General features: G+C 72.6%; 16 protein-coding genes. 9 read left to right on the forward strand and 7 right to left on the reverse strand.

Annotated features, from left to right (window positions below):
* Nucleotides 1-26 precede the first annotated feature (26 nt).
* A complete protein-coding gene (locus OHB44_RS06590; RefSeq protein WP_266303541.1) occupies nt 27-1,313 on the reverse strand; it encodes a nicotinate phosphoribosyltransferase in 1,287 nt (428 codons plus the stop codon).
* 16 nt (nt 1,314-1,329) lie between these two features.
* Nucleotides 1,330-4,008 carry a LuxR C-terminal-related transcriptional regulator gene (locus OHB44_RS06595; RefSeq protein ID WP_330439936.1) on the reverse strand — a complete coding sequence of 893 codons (2,679 nt, stop codon included), beginning with the start codon at nt 4,006-4,008 and terminating at the stop codon, nt 1,330-1,332.
* 194 nt (nt 4,009-4,202) lie between these two features.
* On the opposite strand from OHB44_RS06595, the gene OHB44_RS06600 reads away from it, so the two are divergent.
* The 9 genes from OHB44_RS06600 to rdgB all read left to right on the forward strand — a co-directional run bounded on the left by OHB44_RS06600 (nt 4,203) and on the right by rdgB (nt 11,102).
* Nucleotides 4,203-5,753, forward strand: a complete 1,551-nt coding sequence (locus tag OHB44_RS06600) for a hypothetical protein (protein ID WP_330439937.1) — start codon at nt 4,203-4,205, stop codon at nt 5,751-5,753.
* A 148-nt stretch (nt 5,754-5,901) separates the two neighbouring features.
* Entirely contained in the window at nt 5,902-6,192 is a 291-nt protein-coding gene (clpS, locus tag OHB44_RS06605; RefSeq protein ID WP_088946433.1) for an ATP-dependent Clp protease adapter ClpS, read from the forward strand.
* A complete protein-coding gene (locus OHB44_RS06610; RefSeq protein WP_091393575.1) occupies nt 6,189-6,689 on the forward strand; it encodes a DUF2017 domain-containing protein in 501 nt (166 codons plus the stop codon). The genes clpS and OHB44_RS06610 overlap by 4 nt, the downstream gene beginning before the upstream one ends.
* A gap of 52 nt (nt 6,690-6,741) precedes the next feature.
* Entirely contained in the window at nt 6,742-7,230 is a 489-nt protein-coding gene (locus tag OHB44_RS06615; RefSeq protein WP_308193634.1) for a M67 family metallopeptidase, read from the forward strand.
* Nucleotides 7,231-7,295: 65 nt separating this feature from the next.
* Nucleotides 7,296-7,697: a MoaD/ThiS family protein gene (locus OHB44_RS06620; protein ID WP_238683414.1), complete on the forward strand. Its 402-nt coding sequence runs from the start codon at nt 7,296-7,298 to the stop codon at nt 7,695-7,697.
* 11 nt (nt 7,698-7,708) lie between these two features.
* Complete coding sequence (locus OHB44_RS06625) at nt 7,709-8,674, forward strand: PLP-dependent cysteine synthase family protein (RefSeq protein WP_238683413.1); 966 nt, start codon at nt 7,709-7,711, stop codon at nt 8,672-8,674.
* A gap of 223 nt (nt 8,675-8,897) precedes the next feature.
* Nucleotides 8,898-9,641 carry an MBL fold metallo-hydrolase gene (locus OHB44_RS06630; RefSeq protein WP_238683412.1) on the forward strand — a complete coding sequence of 248 codons (744 nt, stop codon included), beginning with the start codon at nt 8,898-8,900 and terminating at the stop codon, nt 9,639-9,641.
* Nucleotides 9,642-9,762: 121 nt separating this feature from the next.
* Nucleotides 9,763-10,488 carry a ribonuclease PH gene (gene rph, locus OHB44_RS06635; protein ID WP_238683411.1) on the forward strand — a complete coding sequence of 242 codons (726 nt, stop codon included), beginning with the start codon at nt 9,763-9,765 and terminating at the stop codon, nt 10,486-10,488.
* A complete protein-coding gene (gene rdgB / locus OHB44_RS06640; protein ID WP_238683410.1) occupies nt 10,485-11,102 on the forward strand; it encodes an RdgB/HAM1 family non-canonical purine NTP pyrophosphatase in 618 nt (205 codons plus the stop codon). Before rph ends, rdgB begins: the two co-directional genes overlap by 4 nt.
* 64 nt (nt 11,103-11,166) lie before the next feature.
* Here rdgB and hutH read toward each other — a convergent pair whose 3' ends face one another.
* The 5 genes from hutH to hutU form a co-directional block, all read right to left on the reverse strand.
* The gene (hutH, locus tag OHB44_RS06645) at nt 11,167-12,705 is read right to left on the reverse strand and encodes a histidine ammonia-lyase (RefSeq protein WP_238683409.1); all 1,539 of its coding nucleotides are present in this window, start codon (nt 12,703-12,705) and stop codon (nt 11,167-11,169) included.
* Complete coding sequence (gene hutI, locus OHB44_RS06650) at nt 12,702-13,889, reverse strand: imidazolonepropionase (RefSeq protein WP_238683408.1); 1,188 nt, start codon at nt 13,887-13,889, stop codon at nt 12,702-12,704. The genes hutH and hutI overlap by 4 nt, the downstream gene beginning before the upstream one ends.
* A complete protein-coding gene (locus tag OHB44_RS06655) occupies nt 13,886-15,247 on the reverse strand; it encodes a formimidoylglutamate deiminase (protein ID WP_330439938.1) in 1,362 nt (453 codons plus the stop codon). The genes hutI and OHB44_RS06655 overlap by 4 nt, the downstream gene beginning before the upstream one ends.
* A gap of 238 nt (nt 15,248-15,485) precedes the next feature.
* Nucleotides 15,486-16,688, reverse strand: a complete 1,203-nt coding sequence (locus tag OHB44_RS06660; protein ID WP_330439939.1) for an allantoate amidohydrolase — start codon at nt 16,686-16,688, stop codon at nt 15,486-15,488.
* Nucleotides 16,685-18,340 (reverse strand): urocanate hydratase, encoded by a 1,656-nt coding sequence (gene hutU / locus OHB44_RS06665; RefSeq protein WP_330439940.1) that lies wholly within the window; start codon nt 18,338-18,340, stop codon nt 16,685-16,687. Before hutU ends, OHB44_RS06660 begins: the two co-directional genes overlap by 4 nt.
* Between the last annotated feature and the right edge of the window lie 14 nt (nt 18,341-18,354).

Consider the following 18,354-nt stretch of genomic DNA (forward strand, 5'->3'; position numbering starts at 1 on the left):
GTTGGTCGGTGGTGCTCGGGGATGCCTCAGCCAGCGGGTACGACGGTGACCGGCACGGCCGGATCGCCGGCCGAAAGTTTCAGCCCTTCCCACGGGATGGAGATCAGACACTCCCGCAGGTGCTCCCGAGACTCGTCGAGGGTGGGCAGCGACACCGACTCGCCGGCGACCACGTACGACTGCTGGAGCAGGCGGTCGTTGGGCTGCCGGTCGGGAACGCCCTGCGGGACGATGACCTCCTCGGTGGCGGTGCCGGTCGGCTTGTGCCGGCGCACCGCCACCTTTCGGCCGCCGATGGTGGCCTTGTGCTCGGAGCGCTTCACCACCGGCCGTCCCTCGACCTCGACCAGTTTGTAGACCAGCCCGGCGGTCGGTGCCCCGGAGCCGGTGACAACGGCCGTGCCGGCGCCGTACATGTCCACCGGTTCGGCGGCCAGCGAGGCGATCGCGTACTCGTCCAGGTCACCGGAAACGATGATCTTGGTCTCGGTGGCGCCCAGCGAGTCGAGCAACTCCCGGGACTGCTGAGCGATCACCGCGAGGTCGCCGGAATCGATTCGTACCGCCCGCAGGTCCGGCCCGGCCACCGCGATGGCGTTGCGGATGCCCTGGCTGATGTCGTACGTGTCGACCAGCAGCGTGGTGTCCTTGCCCAGCGTGGCGACCTGCGAGGCGAACGCCGCCCGCTCGTCGTCGTGCAGCAGGGTGAACGCGTGCGCAGCGGTGCCCGCCGTCGGGATGCCGTAGCGCGCGCCGGCGGCGAGGTTGGACGTGAACCGGAACCCGGCCAGGTACGCGGACCGCGCCGCGGCCACCGCCGCCTCCTCGTGTGCCCGGCGCGACCCCATCTCGATCAGCGTCCGGCCCCGCGCCGCTGTCACCATCCGGGCCGCCGCGGCGGCCACCGCGCAATCGTGGTTGAGCACTGACAGCGCCAGCGTCTCCAGCACCACACATTCGGCGAAGCCGCCGGAGACGGTGAGGATCGGTGAACCGGGAAAGAACAGCTCACCCTCGGCGTACCCGTCGATGTCGCCGGTGAAGCGGTAGTCGGTGAGCCACGCCGCCGCCGTCTCGTCGACCACACCGGTCCGCAGCAGGAACTCGACCTCGGTGGGGTCGAACCGGAAGTCGCGGATCAGCTCGATCAGCCGGGCCGTCCCGGCGACCACGCCGTACCGGCGGCCGCTGGGCAGCCGGCGGCTGAACACCTCGAAGACACACCGGCGGTCGGCGGTGCCGTCCTTCAGTGCCGCGCTGACCATTGTCAGCTCGTAGTGGTCGGTCAGGAGCGCGGGGCGGTGGATGCTCACCGCCCCAGCCTAAGGTTCAGCTCGGGTCGCCGCCGTCGTGGCCCGGGATCGAGCGCAACGCCGCCCACAGCTCGGCCCGGCCGGTGACGCCGAGCTTGGCGTAGATCCGCTGGAGGTGGTTCTCTACCGTGCGCGCCGACAGGTAGAGCCGTTCGGCGATGGCCCGGCTGGGAGCGCCGTGCGCGGCGAGGCGCGCCACCTGCCACTCCCGCTCGGTGAGCACTGGCGCACCGGCCTGGAGCGCCGGCGTCCGGATCAGGTCACAGCGCCCGAGCAACCCGGCGAGGCGCTCCCGGGCGTCGTTGGCGGCAGCCGAGTGCTGACGACGCAGCCGCTGGACGGCCTGGGAGGTCGCCTCGGCGGCGTACACGGTCAACTCCAGGGCGGCGTAGTCGTCGGCGACCGCGAGCAGATCGGCGGCGGAGTCGGTCACCGCGGCGCGGGCGTGCCGGGCCAACAGCGGCGGGAGCACCCCGTCGACCCGCTCGGAAAGCTCGGCGAGGCGCTGCGCGACGGTGCGCCGACCACCGTCGGAGCAGGTGGGACCGACCGCCATGCCCGCCTGGTCGAGTCGGACGAGGTCGTGCAGGACATGCACCTCGTGCCCGGCGAAGCCGTCCGAGCGCAGCCGATCCACCAGGTCACCGAGGTGTTTGACAGCGCCCGGCAGGTCGCCCGAGACGGCGAGCGACGCACCCCGGGCCTGCTCCAGCCACGGGTAGAGCACCGCCATGCCCGGCGCGTGGGTGCGGTCGGCTTCGGCCATCGCCGCAACCGCCTGCGCGGCGTCACCGCGCAGCGCCGCCGCCTGGGCGCGTTCGGCCTGGGCCAGACCGGCGTAGACCCGACTCGTGGCCAACACCGCGCAGGCGCCCAGGGAGGTCCGCATGGCCGCGTCGCTCTGCCCGCGCAGCCGGGCCGCGTACGCCTGGAGGATGGCCAGGTAACCGGTGCCGAGGCGGAAGTCGCCGGCTCCGGCGAGGTCGGCGAACTCGTCGGCCACTATCGCGTCGATCCCGGCCAGGTCGCCGGTGAGCATGAGCCGGGTGCCTCGGGCCAGCTCCAGGGCCAACTGGAGGTACGGCATGTCGGTGCGCCAGCTCGCCGCGGCCGAGTGCACCTGGGCGATCGCCGTACCGCTGCGGGCCAGCTCGCCCTGCGCGGCCTGGACGTACGCGATGGTCGATCGGGCCAGCTCGCGGGCGGCGACGCCGGCCGCCGGCCGGTCCAGTACCCGTCGGCTGAGCTGCACCGCGGTGGCCGTGTCCAGTCGGTGCAGGCGCATGATCGCCTCGAAGGCGTGCACGCGGGACCGGTCGGCGGAGTCGCTGAGCTGCTCGACGCGGCTTGCGATCTCCTCCACCGTGGACTCCCGGCTCAGCCCCCAGTAGCTGACCATGCCGCGTACGGTCAGCCAGCGGCAGAGCCGCCGCTCGTCGCCGGGCTCCGGGGTGACCGCGTCGAGGACGTCGATCGCCTCGTCGGGCCGGTCGGCGAACATCAGGATGGTGGCCAGCAGCTCCGCCGCGTCGTAGCCGCCGTCAGCGTGCAGTGCGGCCCGCGCCAGGCGGGTCGCCAGCGGCACGTCGTAGCGGGTGAACGCCTGCACCGCGGCGTCCAGCAGCAGAGCCGGATCCTGTGCGGTGCCCGAGTCGAGTCGCCAGACGGCCACCCGCAACAGGTCGTCGCGTCGGCGTTTGCCGACCTGCTCAAGCAACTCGGCGAGGTGCGCCTGAAGTCGGCGGGTGCGGCTGACCGGGCAGCGACGGCGCATCACCTCGCCGTAGAGCGGGTGCGCCAGCCGGACGTCGGTGCGCCGGTCGTGCTGTACGACGGTGATCAGCCCGCGTTCCTCGGCGGTCTCCACGTCCGACTGTTCGGCGGCCTGCCTGAGGAGGTGCAGGCCCAGTGGTTCGCCGAACGCGACCAGCTCGACGACCGCGCGGACGCCGTCGGTGAGCTTGCCGACCCGGGTGTCGATGAGGTCGGTCAGGTTGGGCGCCAGTTCCAGTCGCCCGGTCCACTTCCAGATCCCGTACGCGCGTTTCAACTCGGCGCTGCCGTTGGCGGCGTGCACCAGCTCGCGCAGCAGCAGCGGGTTGCCGGCCGACAGCCGGCCGAGCCGGTCGGCGGAGCCGGCGTCGACCGGGCCGCCCAGGATCGCCGCCAGCAGGTCGGTGGTCTCCTCCTGCGGCATCGGGGTCAGCTCGACGTGCTCGACCAGGTCGTCGGTCCAGAGTGCGCGGATCGGCAGCGGGATCTGCTCGCCGTCGCGCAGGGTGCCGACCACTGTGGCGTTTTCGGCACGGGCCACCAGATGCACAAGTGCGGCCGAGGGGGGATCGAGCAGGTGGGCGTCGTCGATGGCGAGCACGATCCGCCGGCCGGCCGCCTGCTGTTGCAGCACGTTGAGCGCCCAGCGCAGGATGCCCGCAGGGGAGAGGCCCTGGGGCTGCTCGGCGGGGAGGACCTGGACCAGCCCACCGAACGGCAGCGCCGCGGTGGTGGCGCTGGCGGCGATGGACCAGATCGCGAACCGGTCGGTGGGCAACGCGCCCACGCCCTCGCGCAGCAGACGACTCTTGCCGATGCCAGCGCTGCCGCTGAAGAAGAGCCCACGGCCGGCCTCACCGGTCACCGCCTCCAGCAGGCGGTTGAGCTCAACCGTGCGGCCGACGAACTCCCATCGACTCATTCGCGCAGCATATCGACCGGAATCCGTCCGCGCCCGTACCGTCACCGTGCGAAGTTGAGTAATCGCACAATTACCGGTGAGTATTCGAGGTGTTCCGCCCGGTTGCCAGCCCGCCCGTAGTCTTCCGACATCCGGGTTGACGTACCGGAATTTTCGCGACCGGACCCACGGTCACCTGCAATGGGAGGCACCTGATGAAGCAGGGCCCTCTCCCCTCGGTCGATTCGCCGGGCGACATGACCGGCCCGGCCGACCTACCCACCTGCGGCCCTCTGCCCACCAGGGTCGGCGTGTCGGGCGCCGCCCCGGACGAGCCGCTCGGTGTGGTCGCCGTCGGCCCGGCCGGTGCCGAGCGGCGCGCCGTGCTCGCCACCCTGCTCGGGCTCGACCCGGTCATGCTCACGGTGCCGGCGGGCAGCTGGTTGGTGGTGCGCGACGCCAAGGTGCCCACCCGCGCGGCGTTCGTGCCCGGTTACCGCCAGCCACACTCGTACGGCGCGGACCGGGACGCGGCCGGTCCGGCGTTGGCCCGCCCGCCCCGGCGTGTCGAGCTGAGCGTGCCCCAGCCGCTGCTGCGGCACTTCACCCTGGTCGACGTTCCGGACACCGCCACCCTCGGCGTGTCCGGCACCCGGGTGCTGCTCGAAGCGGCGGGCCGAGCTGGCGCGCTGCTCTTCGTGATCGCCGCCGACCAGGCCTTCACCGCCGCCGAGTTGAACCTGCTCGCCGAAGTCGCCCCGACCTCGGTGGAGGTCGTCTTCGCGGTCACCCCCGGCGCGGCGGGGTGGGCTCCGGTGTCCGACGGCACGGCGACTACGGAGGGCGCGGGGGCGTCCGTCCCGCCGGTCGGGGGTGCGGAGACCGAGGTGGACGCGGTCGCGGTGACGGTGGAGGCGCATCGGGCGGCCCTCCTGGCCGCGGTGCCGGCGCTGGCCGGCGCGCGGTGGTTCCCGGTCGACGGCGCCGACACCGCCGCCGACCTGCGGCGGGCGTTGGTGGGTTGGGCGTCGCGTGAGGGGTTGCGGCGGGCCAGCGTCGACCCACCGGTCCTGCCGGGCCAGCAGGGCCGCGTCGCCGTGGCCGCCGATCCGGGTGACTGGTCCGAGCGGCTCGACCGTCAGGCCCGCTCGTGCGCTCAGCGGATCCGCCAGCACCTCGCCCTGGAGTTGGCGAACATCCACCTTCGGGCCGTTCAGGAGATCGTGTTCGGCGTCGGCTGTGTCGGCCTAGCGGATCTCCTCGACCGGGAGATGGCGGCGTTGGCGTTGTTGGCCACCGCGCAGTGCGACCAGGCGGTGCGCGGCATCATGACCGACGTCGCGTCCCAGGTGCTCGGCGCGACGCCGGACGAAGGCGTGCGACGCCGGATCGCCACCGCGGTGCAGTTCGGCCTGGCCGATCACCGGCCCGGCCACGAATTGGACAAGGTGCTGTTGATCACCAGCACGGCCGGCGTGGCCGAGTTGACCGGCCTGGAGGCGATCGACGCCGCCGCCAGCTATCCGGTCGCTTACCGGGACGAGGTGCTTCCGCCCATTGCGGTGGCTCTCTCCGGCGGGTGTTGGCAGCAGTGGCGTACGCCCGGCAACGGCGACCACAGCGCGGCGCGGGCCTGGTCACAACGGGCGGTGCGCGAGGTCGAGTTGGGGTTGTCCAGGGAGATCTCCCGACGGTTCGAGGTGATCCGCCTCTCGCTGGGCGTGGTGCTCTCCGATGCAGTCGATCACGGCATTCTGCTCGCCTGACGGCGCGCCCACCGGTTGGTCCGGGTCCGGGCCGGACCCCACCTCCGATGGCGTCCGGGGCGGGTCGGGAGGGCCCGGGGTGGGTGATCCGCGCCGGGCCGGCGTTCCGGTTCCTCGGTTCCGGGAAACCGGTGGCACGATGGGGGGCATGGCGGCTCCGCAGGTTGCACCGGTCGAGACGCCGGACACTGACGAGGTGCCGGCGTCCGACCGGCAGTGGGTGACGATCGTGTGGGACGACCCGGTCAATCTGATGACGTACGTGACCTGGGTCTTCCAGAAGCTTTTCGGCTACAGCCGGGAGAGGGCCGAACAGCTGATGCTGGACGTGCACCACAAGGGCCGTGCCGTGGTCTCCACCGGCGCCCGCGAACGGATGGAGCACGACGCGTCGCAGCTGCACGCGTACGGGCTGTGGGCGACGGTGGACAGATCATGAGCATGTTCCATCGCCAGGCGGGTCACTACGTCGCCGTCTTCGCCGTCGACGAGGTGCGGGTGCTGCGTAAGGTCGCCTCCGAGGTGGTGGGTCTGCTCACCGATGGCTTCGACCACACCGACCCGGTGGTCGGTCGGCTCTTTCCGGCGGTCTACCCACAGGACGCCCCGGGCACCGCCGAGTTTCGCCGCTACACCGAGGGCGACCTGAAGACCGCGAAGATCGATCAGGCGGGGGCGATCCTGGCCGCGTTGCCGGACGACGCCGGTGGCGAGGTGCGGCTGGACGCCGAGGCCGCCGAGGCGTGGTTGCGGGCACTGAACGACGCCCGGCTCGCGATGGGCGTCCGCCTGGAGATCAAGGACGGCACGGATCTGGGCGAGGAGTTGGACGACGCGGTCGCCGAGGACCCGGGTTCCAGCCGGGTGTTCCAGCTTTCGGTCTACGCCTATCTCGGGTATCTACAGGAGTCGCTGCTCAACGCCTTGATCGACTAGGCGTGACCGGCACCACTTCGGCCCGTGCCCGGCAGGCGTTAGGCTGGTGCACGTGCTGAGCATCGACCGGTCGATCATCGACGCGATCGTCGCCCACGCGCGCCGGGATCACCCTGACGAGGCGTGCGGCGTGGTCGCCGGTCCCATCGGCAGCGACACCCCGACCCGGCACATCCCGATGGACAATGCCGCGCGGTCGATGACCTTCTACGAGTTCGACTCGATGGAGCACCTGCGCGTGTGGCGGGAGATGGACGACCGGGACGAGGAGCCCGTCGTCATCTACCACTCGCACACCGCCACCGAGGCGTACCCGTCACGGACGGATGTCTCCTTCGCCGGTGAGCCGGGGGCGCACTACCTGCTCGTCTCGACCCGTGAGCCCGACTCGGAGGAGATCCGGTCGTTCCGGATCGTCGACGGCGTGGTCACCGAGGAGCCGGTCCGTGTCGTGGAGGCCGGTGTCGACCCGCACGCCGTCCAGTCCTACATGTTCGGGCAGAGCCCGGCGACGGTCGATTACGAGTGTTCCGGCCGCTGACCTGTCAGCGCCGCATCCGTCTCGTCCCGTCACCGTAGGCACACCCGATCGAGGAGTTCCCCATCATGGCCATTGAGGTTCGCATCCCCACCATCCTGCGCAGCTACACCGGCGGCGCCAAGGTCGTCGACGGCTCCGGCGACACGCTCGCCGATCTGCTCACCGACCTGGATTCCCGGCACGGCGGTCTGCGCGGCCGGCTGATCACCGACGCGGGCACGCTGCACCGCTTCGTCAACGTCTACGTGAACGACGAGGACGTCCGCTTCCTCGGCGCGCTCGACGCGAAGCTCTCCGACGGCGACAGCGTCACCATCCTGCCGGCGGTGGCAGGCGGCGCGTTCGGCTTCGCCGCCGCAGCGGCGATCAGCTCGCACAGCGCGGCGGCAGCGGCGATCAGCTCGCACAGCATCAGCTCGCAGAGTGTCGCCGCCGCGGTGGCTCGCGACGCCGTCGCGGCTCGCTGAGGTCGGCCGCCATGGCGCGGTACGACAGCCTGCTCGACGCCTGTGGGGGTACGCCGCTGGTCGGCCTGCCCCGACTCTCCCCGACGGTGCCCGACGGGGCCCCTCCGGTGCGGCTCTGGGCCAAGCTGGAGGACCGCAACCCCACCGGCAGCATCAAGGACCGCGCGGCGCTGTTCATGGTCCGGGCGGCGGAGGAGGCTGGCCGGCTCCGCGCCGGTGACACCATCCTCGAGCCGACGAGTGGCAACACCGGCATCTCGTTGGCCATGGTGGCGAAGCTGCGCGGCTACCGGCTGGTCTGCGTGATGCCGGAGAACGTCTCCACCGAGCGGGTGCAGCTGCTCCGGATGTACGGGGCCGAGATCATCTTCTCGCCGGCGGCGGGTGGTTCCAACCAGGCGGTCGCCACGGCGAAGCAGATCGCCGTGGAGCACCCCGACTGGGTGATGCTCTACCAGTACGGCAACGAGGCGAACGCGCGGGCGCACTACGAGACGACCGGGCCGGAGCTGCTGCACGACCTGCCCAGCATCACGGATTTCGTGGCCGGGCTGGGCACCACCGGCACCCTGATGGGCACCGGGCGTTACCTGCGGGAAAAGGTCGAGGGCATCCAGATCGTGGCCGCCGAGCCGCGCTACGGCGAGTTGGTCTACGGCCTGCGCAACATCGACGAGGGGTACGTTCCGGAGCTCTACGACGCCTCGGTGCTCTCCCGGCGGTTCTCGGTCGGCACCAGGGACGCGGTGTTGCGCACCCGCCAGCTGGTGGAGGTGGAGGGCATCTTCGCCGGGTTCTCCACCGGTGCGATCCTGCACGCCGCGCTGGCGGTGGCGCACGAGGCGGTGCGCGACGGCCGGCGGGCCGACGTGGCCTTCGTGGTCTGCGACGGCGGGTGGAAATACCTGTCCACCGGCGCGTACGGCGGCACACTCGCCGATGCCGAGGACGCCCTGGAGGGGCAGCTCTGGGCCTGACCGATCTGGTCTGCCGACTACGGGCCGTCGACATTCGTCGGCGGCCCGTACGCATCGCGGCGTACCGCGAGCGTGTGTCACGTTCGTGACAACTTCCGTTGGATGATTCTTGCTGCCGGGTGCGCCAGCGTAGGCTGCGCAGCGTGGCGTACGCGTCGGTAGAGATCATGGCCGGGACCATCGCCGGTGCGGGTGCTACTGATAGTGACAGCGAGACCACTCGATGCGACTGACCGTTCTGGGAAGTGCCGGCAGCTTCCCTGGCCCCGAGTCGCCCTGCTCGGCCTACCTCGTCGAGGCCGACGGCTTTCGGCTCCTGGTCGACTTCGGCTCGGGGTCGCTGTCCAGCCTCCAGCGGTACGCGGGGCTGCACGCCCCGGACGCCATCCTGCTGACCCACCTGCACTGCGACCACATGTTCGACGCCGTGCTGTACGTGGTGGTGCGCCGGTACGCCCCGGACGGCCCGTACCCGGCGCTGCCGGTGTACGCGCCCGCCGGCGCTCCGGACCGGCTCAGCGCCGCCTACGGCGACGACGGTTCGGTGGAGGACGTGTACCAGTTCTACGCGCTCCAGCCGGGCACGTTCCCGATCGGTCCGTTCGCGGTCACCGTCGACCGGGTCAACCACCCCGTCGAGACGTACGGTGTGCGGCTGGAGCACGACGGCCGTTCGCTGTGCTACTCGTCGGACACCGCGCCCTGCGAGTCGCTGCTGCGGCTGGCCCAGAACGCCGACGTGTTCCTCTGCGAGGCCAGTTACCTCGACGGCATGGACAATCCGCCGGATCTGCACCTGACCGGTCGGGAGGCCGGCGAGGCGGCGACCAAGGCAGCGGTGGGTCGGCTGCTGCTCACCCACCTGGTGCCCGCCTGGGGCAGCGAGGCGCACACGTTGGAGTCGGCCGCTTCCGCGTACACCGGGCCGCTCGAGGTGGTTCGGCCCGGCGCCAGCTACGAGGTCTGACGCAGCACGCCCGGTTCGCCGAGGCCGGGCCGCGGTCGCCGGGTTCCCCGGTGTGTGCGGCACGGACGTTCCCCGGGGCACCGCGAGCGAGGCGGATCGCCGTACCGCATAGGGTGCAGGCATGGCGCGACCTGACGGGCGAGGGCCCTCTCAACTTCGACCGGTGACCCTGACCCGAGGCTGGAGCACCCATCCGGAGGGCTCGGTGCTCGTCGAGTTCGGCGGCACCCGGGTGCTCTGCACGGCGAGCGTCACCGAGGGGGTGCCCCGCTGGCGCAAGGGTTCCGGGCTCGGTTGGGTGACCGCCGAGTACGCGATGCTGCCCCGGGCCACCAACACCCGCTCCGACCGGGAGAGCGTCAAGGGTCGGGTCGGTGGCCGTACCCACGAGATCTCCCGGTTGATCGGCCGTAGTCTGCGGGCCAGCATCGACCTCAAGGCGCTCGGCGAGAACTCGATAGTGCTCGACTGCGACGTGCTGCAGGCCGACGGCGGCACCCGCACGGCCGCGATCACCGGCGCGTACGTCGCCTTGCACGACGCGGTGGGCTGGCTTGCCGCCCGCAAGTCCTTGGCCGGCAAGCCGGACAAGGTGATGCACCGCTCGGTGGCCGCGGTCAGCGTGGGGATCATCGCCGGGGAGGCCCGGCTCGACCTCTGCTACGAGGAGGACGTCGCCGCCGAGGTGGACATGAACGTGGTCTGCACAGGTGCGGGCGACTTCGTCGAGGTGCAGGGCACCGGCGAGGCGGGCGTGTTCGCCCGCGACCAGCTCGACGCCCTGCTCGATCTGGCCGTCGCCGGCTGCTCCGAGTTGGCCGAAGCCCAGCGGAAGGCACTCGCATGAACAAGGTCCTGCTCGCCACCCGTAACCGCAAGAAGCTCGTCGAGCTTCAGCGGATCCTGGACGGCGCGCTCGGCGCGCACCGGATCGCCCTGCTCGGGCTGGACGACATCGAGCAGTACGCGGAGCTGCCGGAGACCGGCCTGACCTTCGGCGAGAACGCGCTCATCAAGGCGCGGGAGGGTTGCCGGCAGAGCGGCCTGCCGACCATCGCCGACGACTCCGGGCTCGCTGTGGACGCGCTCAACGGGATGCCGGGGGTGTTCAGCGCCCGCTGGTCGGGCCAGCACGGCAACGACCAGGCCAACCTTCAGCTGGTGCTGGACCAGATCGGCGACGTGCCCGACGAGCAGCGGGCGGCCTCGTTCGTCTGCACCGTCGCGTTGGTGCTGCCGGGCGGCAAGGAGCATCTCGTCGACGGGCGGCAGTCCGGGCGGGTGCTGCGCGCGCCTCGCGGTGACGGCGGGTTCGGCTACGACCCGATCTTCCTGGGCGACGGACAGGACCGGACCAACGCGGAGCTGACCCCGGCGGAGAAGGACGCCATCAGTCACCGGGGCAAGGCGCTGCGCGAGCTGGCGAAACTGATCGCCAAGGTGCTGCCGCCCGCCGCCTGACGGGCGTACCAGGTGCTGTCGCCCGCCGCCTGACCCGCGGCGGACGACAGCGACCCGCCGGAGATCAGCCCAGCGGGCCGACCTCCCGTTCGATGGCGGCGCGCAACTCCGGCCCGGCGACGACGGCACGGGCCGCCTCCATCACCGGGGCGAGGAACACGTCCGGGCCGGGCTCGCCGGCTGCCGCACCGAGCGCGGCGACGGCCGCCCGACCGGCCGGGGACGGCTCCAGCGGGGCGCGCAGCTGGAGGCCGCGTACACCGGCCAGCAGCTCCACCGCGAGCAGGCTGGTCAGGTTGTCCAGGACGGTACGCAGCTTCTTGGCCGCCGCCCAGCCCATCGAGACGTGGTCCTCCTGCATTCCGCTGGTGGGCAGCGAGTCCACCGAGGCGGGGGCGGCCAGTCGACGGTTCTCGGCGACGATCCCGGCCGCCGTGTACTGGGCGATCATCAGCCCGGAGTTCACCCCGGCGTCGGGGGAGAGGAACGCCGGCAACTCCCGGGAGCGGGTGACGTCGAGCAGCCGGTCGACCCGCCGCTCGGCGATCGCGCCCACCTCGGCGGCGGCGATGGCGAGGAAGTCCGCGGCGAAGCCGAGCGGTGCGCCGTGGAAGTTGCCTGTCGACTCGACCCGGCCGTCCGGCAGCACCACCGGGTTGTCCACAACGGACACCAGTTCCCGGCCGGCGACGGTGCGGACGAAGTCCAGGGTGTCGCGGGCCGCGCCGGCCACCTGCGGCGCGCAGCGCATCGAGTACGCGTCCTGCACGGCGTGCGCCAGGTCGTCGCGGTGCGAGTCCATCACCCGGGAGTCCTGCAACAGGCGGTGGATGTTCGCCGCCGACGCCGCCTGTCCGGGGTGTGGCCGGATCGCGTGCAGCTCAGGCAGGAACGGCCGCTCCGAGCCGAGCATCGCCTCGATGGCCAGCGCCGCCGTCACGTCGGCCATGGCGAACAGGTGCGCCGCGTCGTGGATGGCCAGCAGCAGCATGCCGAGCATGCCGTCGGTGCCGTTGATCAGCGCCAGCCCCTCCTTGGCGGCCAGCTCGATGGGCTTGAGCCCGGCGGCGGTCAACGCGTCCGCCGCGTCCTGCCGCTCGCCGGCCGGGCCGAGCACCCAGCCCTCGCCGAGCAGCACCAGCGCGCAGTGTGCCAGCGGCGCCAGGTCACCGGAGGCGCCCAGCGAGCCGTGCTCCGGCACCCAGGGGGTGATGTCGTGGTTGAGCAGGTCGACAAGGGCCTCCGCGACCAGCGGCCGGACCCCGGATCGGCCCAGGGCGAGGGACCGGACCCGCAGCAGCATCATGGCCCGGACCACCTCGCGCGGCATCGGGGCGCCCACCCCGGCGGCGTGCGAGCGGATCAGCGCGTGTTGCAGCTCGGCCCGCCGCTCCGGTGCGATGAAGGTGTTGGCCAACGCGCCGAACCCGGTGGAGACCCCGTAGACGGGACGGCCCGACGACTCGATGCCGTCCACGATGGCCCGGCTGGTCGCCATCGCGTCGATGGTGGCCGGGGCGAGGACGACAGTGGCGGTGCCGCGGGCCACCGCGAACACGTCGTCGGCGGTGATCCCGGTGGGCTGGATGGTCACGTGCGTCATTGCGGAACTCCGTTGCGTATTACCTGGCGGATCAGGGGGACACCGGGCCGGTAGGCCAGGTGCAGGTACGACGGCGCGTCGAGGACGACGAGGTCGGCCCGCGCGCCGGGGGTGAGGACACCGACGTCGTCGCGGCGCAGCGCCCGTGCGCCACCGGCGGTGGCGGCCCAGACCGCCTCCGCCGGGGTCATCCGCATCTCGCGGACCGCGAGGGCCACGCAGAACGGCATCGACGAGGTGTACGACGAGCCCGGATTGCAGTCCGTCGCCAGCGCCACCGTGACACCGGCGTCGAGCAGCCGGCGGGCGTCCGGGTACGGCGAGCGGGTGGAGAACTCCGCGCCGGGCAGCAGTGTCGCCACCGTGCGGGTGCCCGATCCGTCGCTGTGGGCCGTGTCGGCCAGCGCGGCCACGTCGGCGTCGCTCAGGTGGGTGCAGTGGTCGACGCTGGCCGCGTCCAGCTCCACGCCCAGCCGCACCCCGGGGCCGGGGCCGAGCTGGTTGGCGTGCAGCCGTACGCCCAGCCCGGCGGCCTGACCGCAGGCCAGGATGGCGCGGGCGTGGTCCACGTCGAAGGCGCCCCGCTCGCAGAACACGTCGATCCACTTCGCGTACGGGGCGGCGGCGGCCAGCATCGGTCCGCAGACCAACCCCACGTAGTCGTCGGGGCGGTCGGCGTACTCGGCGGGCACCACGTGCGCGCCGAGGAAGGTGGTCTCGGTGCTGGTCTCGGCGGCGATCCGCAGCGAGCGGGCCTCGTCGGCGACGGTCAGGCCGTACCCACTCTTGATCTCCATGGTCGTGGTGCCCTGGCGCAGCGCCTCCCCGCGCAGCCGCCGCACTGTGGCCCGCAACTCCTCGTCGGTGGCGGCCCGGGTGGCACCGACAGTGGTCCGGATGCCGCCGCCGGTGTAGGGCTGACCCGCCATCCGGGCGGCGAACTCGGCGGCCCGATCCCCGGCGAAGACCAGGTGGGCGTGGCTGTCCACGAAACCGGGCAGCACGGCGGCCCCACCGGCGTCGACGTGATGGTCGGCGGCCGGCGCGTACGCGGACGGCCCGACCCAGACCACCCGGCCCTCCTCGACCAGCACCGCGGCGTTGCGGCGGATGCCGAGCGGGCCGTCGCCGGCGCCGTTGGTGACCAGCTCACCGATGTTGTCGACCAGCAGACTGCCGCTCATGCGGGTGTCACCGCCTCGATCGCGGACGACAGTTCGGCCGGCACGTCGACTGTCAGGTGTCGGCCCTCGGCCACCACCACCCGGCCGTCCACCACCACCTGCTCGACGTCCGCCGCGCCGGCGGCGAAGAACGCGCCCACCGGCGGCACCCCGGCGGTGCGGGCGCTGTCCAGGCGTACCGTCACCAGGTCGGCGCGGGCACCCACCGCGATCCTCCCGGCGTCGGCCCAGCCCAGCGTGGCGTGCCCGGCGACGCTGGCCGCCTTCAGCAGGTCGAGTGGCGCGAAGTGACCGCGCCGGCGGGTACGCAGCCGCTCGTCCAGCTCGACCGCCCGAGCCTCCTCGAACAGGTCGATCACGGCGTGGCTGTCGCTGCCGAGGCTCAACCGGATGCCCGCGTCGGCCATCAGCCGGGCCGGGCCGATGCCGTCGGCGAGGTCCCGCTCGGTGGTCGGGCAGAGGCACACAGCGGTCCGGCTGTCGGCGAGCACTGACAGGTCCGCGCTGGTGGGGTGGGTGGCGTGGACGGCGGTGGTGTGCGGCCCGAGCACGCCGTGCTCGGCGAGCAGCCCGGTGGGCGAGCGCCCGTGCACGGCCCGGCACTCGTCGTTCTCGGCGGGCTGCTCGGAGAGGTGCACGTGCAGCGGCGCCTGCCGCTCCCGGGCCCAGTCGGCGACAGTGTGCAACTGATCGGCCGGGACGGCCCGCACCGAGTGCACGGCAGCGCCGACCCGGGCGTGCGGGTCCGCCGGCTGGAACGCCGCGGCCCGCTCGGCCCAGCGGGCCGCGTCACCGTCGCCGAAGCGGCGCTGCGGGCCGGTGAGGGGCCGACCGTCCACGCTGGAGGTCAGGTAACAGGTGTCCAGCAGTGTGAGCCGGATCCCGGCGTGCGCGGCGGCCTCCACCAGCGCCGCGCCCATCGCGTTCGGGTCGTCGTAGGCGCCGCCGTCCGGTCGGTGGTGCAGGTAGTGGAACTCGCCAACGCAGGTGATGCCGGCGAGCGCCATCTCGGCGTAGACGGCCCGGGCCAGCGCGAGGTAGGTGTCCGGGTCCAGCCGGTCCGCGACGGCGTACATCTGGTCCCGCCAGGTCCAGAAGTCACCCCGCCCACCGTGGGTACGCCCGCGCAGCGCCCGGTGGAAGGCGTGCGAGTGCCCGTTCGCGAGACCGGGCACTGTGAGGCCGGGCAGCGGCACCGCGTCGGCGTACACCTCGACCCCGGCCGGTGGTCTGCTGCCGGGGGTCAGCGGCGTCACCGCGGCGATCCGGCCGTCCTCGACCTCGATGAGCACGTCGGGCGTGGGCTCGGCGTGCTCGGGCAGCCAGGCGTACTCAGCGAGCCAGCGGGCGGTGGTCATACTCCTCGCCTCCTTTGGAGCTGAATCGTCTGCGACATCAGCGGCCGTGGTGACACCGGCGGCCGTGGTGACACCGGCGGCCGGGGTGACACCGGCAGTTGGCGCGCTTCGGCTGATTCGTTTACGACATCAGCTCCAAAGGACGACAACAGGAGATGCGACACCTCGCCACGCCGGAGACTCCGCACCCACCGACGCCGCGGCTCCGTGCCGTCCGAGGGGCGGCTCGACACATCGGTCACCGGCATGTCAGCTCCTCCAGCACCCGGGCCAGCGCCCGAACCCCGGCCGCGCAGTCGTCGTCGGTGGCGGCCTCGGCGGGGGAGTGCGAGACGCCGGTCGGGTTGCGCACGAAGAGCATCGCGGTGGGCAGGTACGCGGCGAGCACTCCGGCGTCGTGCCCCGCGCCGGTGGGCAGCACCGGCGCGTCGAGCAGTGTGGCCAGGCGGTTGGCCAGCCCGCCGTCGAAGGCGACCACCGGGGTGGCCGACTCCTCGGTGACCGTCACCGTCGTACCGTCGCGGCGGGCCCGCTCGGCGAGCTTGCCGCGTACCGCGTCGACCAGCCCGGTCAGCGTCTCCGGGTCGGCCGCCCGGGCGTCCAGCCAGCCGGTCACCCTCGACGGGATCGCGTTTGTGGCGTTGGGTTCGACGGCGACCCGGCCCACAGTGGCGTGCGCGCCGCGCAGCCGGGCCTCCTTGTTGGCCGCCAGCACGGTGAAGGCGTAGGTCAACATCGGGTCGCGGCGGTCGGCCATCCGGGTGGTGCCCGCGTGGTTGCCCTCGCCGACGACGTCGAAGCGCCACCGGCCGTGCGGCCAGATCGCGCTGGCCACCGCGACCGGCGCGTCCGTGTCGACGAGCGCGCGGCCCTGCTCGACGTGCAGCTCCACGAAGGCGCCGAACCGGCCCAGCAACTCCGGGCGGGCACCCGCCGGCCGGTCACCGAGCGCCTCGGCGAAGCTCACCCCGGCCGCGTCGCGCAGGCCGGCCGCCCGTTCGGCCGACAGCGCCCCGGTGAGCAGCCGCGACCCCAGACACGGTACGCCGAAGCGCGCCCCCTCCTCCTCGACGAAGGCACCCAGCACCAGGGGTCGGCCAGGGGCGACGCCCGCGGCGCGCAGCTCGTCCACGGCGAGGAACGCGCTCACGATGCCGAGCGGCCCGTCGTACGCCCCGCCGTGCGGCACCGAGTCGAAGTGGCTGCCGGTGAGCACCGCGTCGGACGCTTCCGGGTCACCCCAGTGGGCGAAGAGGTTGCCATTGCCGTCCTCGGTGACCGGCATGGCACGGCGCTCGGCCTGCGCCCGGAACCAGGCGCGCAGCTCCCGCTCCGGCTCGGTCAACGCGTACCGCAGATAGCCGCCGCTGTCGGCGTCCCGCCCGACCGGCGCGATCTCGTCCCACAGCGCCCGGAACCGGGCGGAAAGGTCGTCCGTCACGCGGGTCCCTCCGTCATGGGGACCCGGACCCCGGCGCGGTCGGCGACCTCGCGGGCGCTCTCGTAGCCGGCATCGACGTGCCGGATGACGCCCATCGCCGGGTCGTTGGTGAGCACCCGCTCGATCTTCTGCCCGGCGAGGGCGGTGCCGTCGGCCACGCACACCTGCCCGGCGTGGATCGACCGGCCGATGCCCACCCCGCCGCCGTGGTGGATGGACACCCAGGAAGCCCCGCTGGCCGTGTTGACCAGGGCGTTGAGCAGCGGCCAGTCGGCGATGGCGTCGGAGCCGTCGGCCATCCCCTCGGTTTCCCGGTACGGGCTCGCGACGCTGCCGGTGTCCAGGTGGTCCCGGCCGATCACCACCGGGGCGGAGAGTTCGCCGGAGGCGACCATGTCGTTGAACCGCACGCCCGCCCGGTCCCGTTCGCCCTGACCGAGCCAGCAGATCCGGGCCGGTAGGCCCTGGAACGCGACCCGCTCACCGGCCAGCTTGATCCAACGGGCCAGCGACTCGTTCTCCGGGAACAGGTCGAGGATGGCCCGGTCGGTGGCCGCGATGTCGGCCGGGTCGCCGGAGAGCGCAGCCCACCGGAACGGACCCCTGCCCTCACAGAACAACGGCCGGATGTACGCGGGCACGAAGCCCGGGAAGTCGAAGGCGCGCTGATAGCCGCCGAGCTGCGCTTCACCCCGGATCGAGTTGCCGTAGTCGAACACCTCGGCGCCGGCGTCGAGGAAGCCGACCATCGCCTCCACGTGCGTCGCCATCGAGGCGCGGGCCCGGTCGGTGAACTCGGCCGGCTTCGCGGCGGCGTAGTCCCGGGCCTCGGCCAGCTCCACTCCCACCGGCAGGTAGGCCAGTGGGTCGTGCGCGCTGGTCTGGTCGGTCACGATGTCGATCTCGACGCCCCGGTTCAGCAGCTCCGGGAAGACCTCGGCGGCGTTGCCGACCACGCCCACGCTCAGGGCGCGACGCTCCCGCTTCGCGGCGCGGACCCGGGCGATCGCGTCGTCCAGGGAGTCGGCGACCTCATCCAGGTAGCGGTCGTGCACCCGACGGTCGAGCCGGGTGCGGTCCACGTCCACGATCAGGCAGACGCCGCCGTTCATGGTGACAGCGAGTGGCTGCGCGCCGCCCATGCCGCCGCAGCCGGCGGTCAGCGTCAGCGTGCCGGCGAGGGTGCTGTCGAACCGTTTGGCGGCCACCGCCGCGAACGTCTCGTAGGTGCCCTGGAGGATGCCCTGGGTGCCGATGTAGATCCACGAACCGGCAGTCATCTGCCCGTACATGGTCAGGCCGAGCTGTTCGAGGCGGCGGAACTCCGGCCAGGTCGCCCAGTCGCCGACCAGGTTCGAGTTGGCCAGCAGGACCCGGGGTGCCCACTCGTGGGTGCGCATCACCCCGACCGGGCGGCCTGACTGCACCAGCATCGTCTCGTCCTCGCGCAGGTCGGTCAGCGTGCGGACCAACGCGTGGTACGACGGCCAGTCCCGCGCCGCCTTGCCGGTGCCGCCGTAGACCACCAGGTCGTCGGGGCGTTCGGCCACCTCGGGGTCGAGGTTGTTCATCAACATCCGCAGGGCGCCCTCCTGCTGCCACCCGCGGGTGGTGAGCTGGCTGCCCCGTGCGGCACGAATGGGCTGGGTCATCTCTGGTTCTCCTC

The sequence above is a fragment of the Micromonospora sp. NBC_00821 genome (assembly GCF_036347035.1).
GTDB classification, from domain to species: Bacteria; Actinomycetota; Actinomycetes; order Mycobacteriales; family Micromonosporaceae; genus Micromonospora; species Micromonospora hortensis.

Coding starts and splice junctions, on each gene's coding strand:
- OHB44_RS06595 (WP_330439936.1), bottom strand. CDS start 4,008: ATGAGTCGATGGGAGTTCGTCGGCCGCACGGTTGAGCTCAACCGCCTG.
- OHB44_RS06600 (WP_330439937.1), top strand. CDS start 4,203: ATGAAGCAGGGCCCTCTCCCCTCGGTCGATTCGCCGGGCGACATGACC.
- clpS (WP_088946433.1), top strand. CDS start 5,902: ATGGCGGCTCCGCAGGTTGCACCGGTCGAGACGCCGGACACTGACGAG.
- OHB44_RS06610 (WP_091393575.1), top strand. CDS start 6,189: ATGAGCATGTTCCATCGCCAGGCGGGTCACTACGTCGCCGTCTTCGCC.
- OHB44_RS06620 (WP_238683414.1), top strand. CDS start 7,296: ATGGCCATTGAGGTTCGCATCCCCACCATCCTGCGCAGCTACACCGGC.
- OHB44_RS06625 (WP_238683413.1), top strand. CDS start 7,709: ATGGCGCGGTACGACAGCCTGCTCGACGCCTGTGGGGGTACGCCGCTG.
- OHB44_RS06630 (WP_238683412.1), top strand. CDS start 8,898: ATGCGACTGACCGTTCTGGGAAGTGCCGGCAGCTTCCCTGGCCCCGAG.
- rph (WP_238683411.1), top strand. CDS start 9,763: ATGGCGCGACCTGACGGGCGAGGGCCCTCTCAACTTCGACCGGTGACC.
- rdgB (WP_238683410.1), top strand. CDS start 10,485: ATGAACAAGGTCCTGCTCGCCACCCGTAACCGCAAGAAGCTCGTCGAG.
- hutH (WP_238683409.1), bottom strand. CDS start 12,705: ATGACGCACGTGACCATCCAGCCCACCGGGATCACCGCCGACGACGTG.
- hutI (WP_238683408.1), bottom strand. CDS start 13,889: ATGAGCGGCAGTCTGCTGGTCGACAACATCGGTGAGCTGGTCACCAAC.
- OHB44_RS06655 (WP_330439938.1), bottom strand. CDS start 15,247: ATGACCACCGCCCGCTGGCTCGCTGAGTACGCCTGGCTGCCCGAGCAC.
- hutU (WP_330439940.1), bottom strand. CDS start 18,340: ATGACCCAGCCCATTCGTGCCGCACGGGGCAGCCAGCTCACCACCCGC.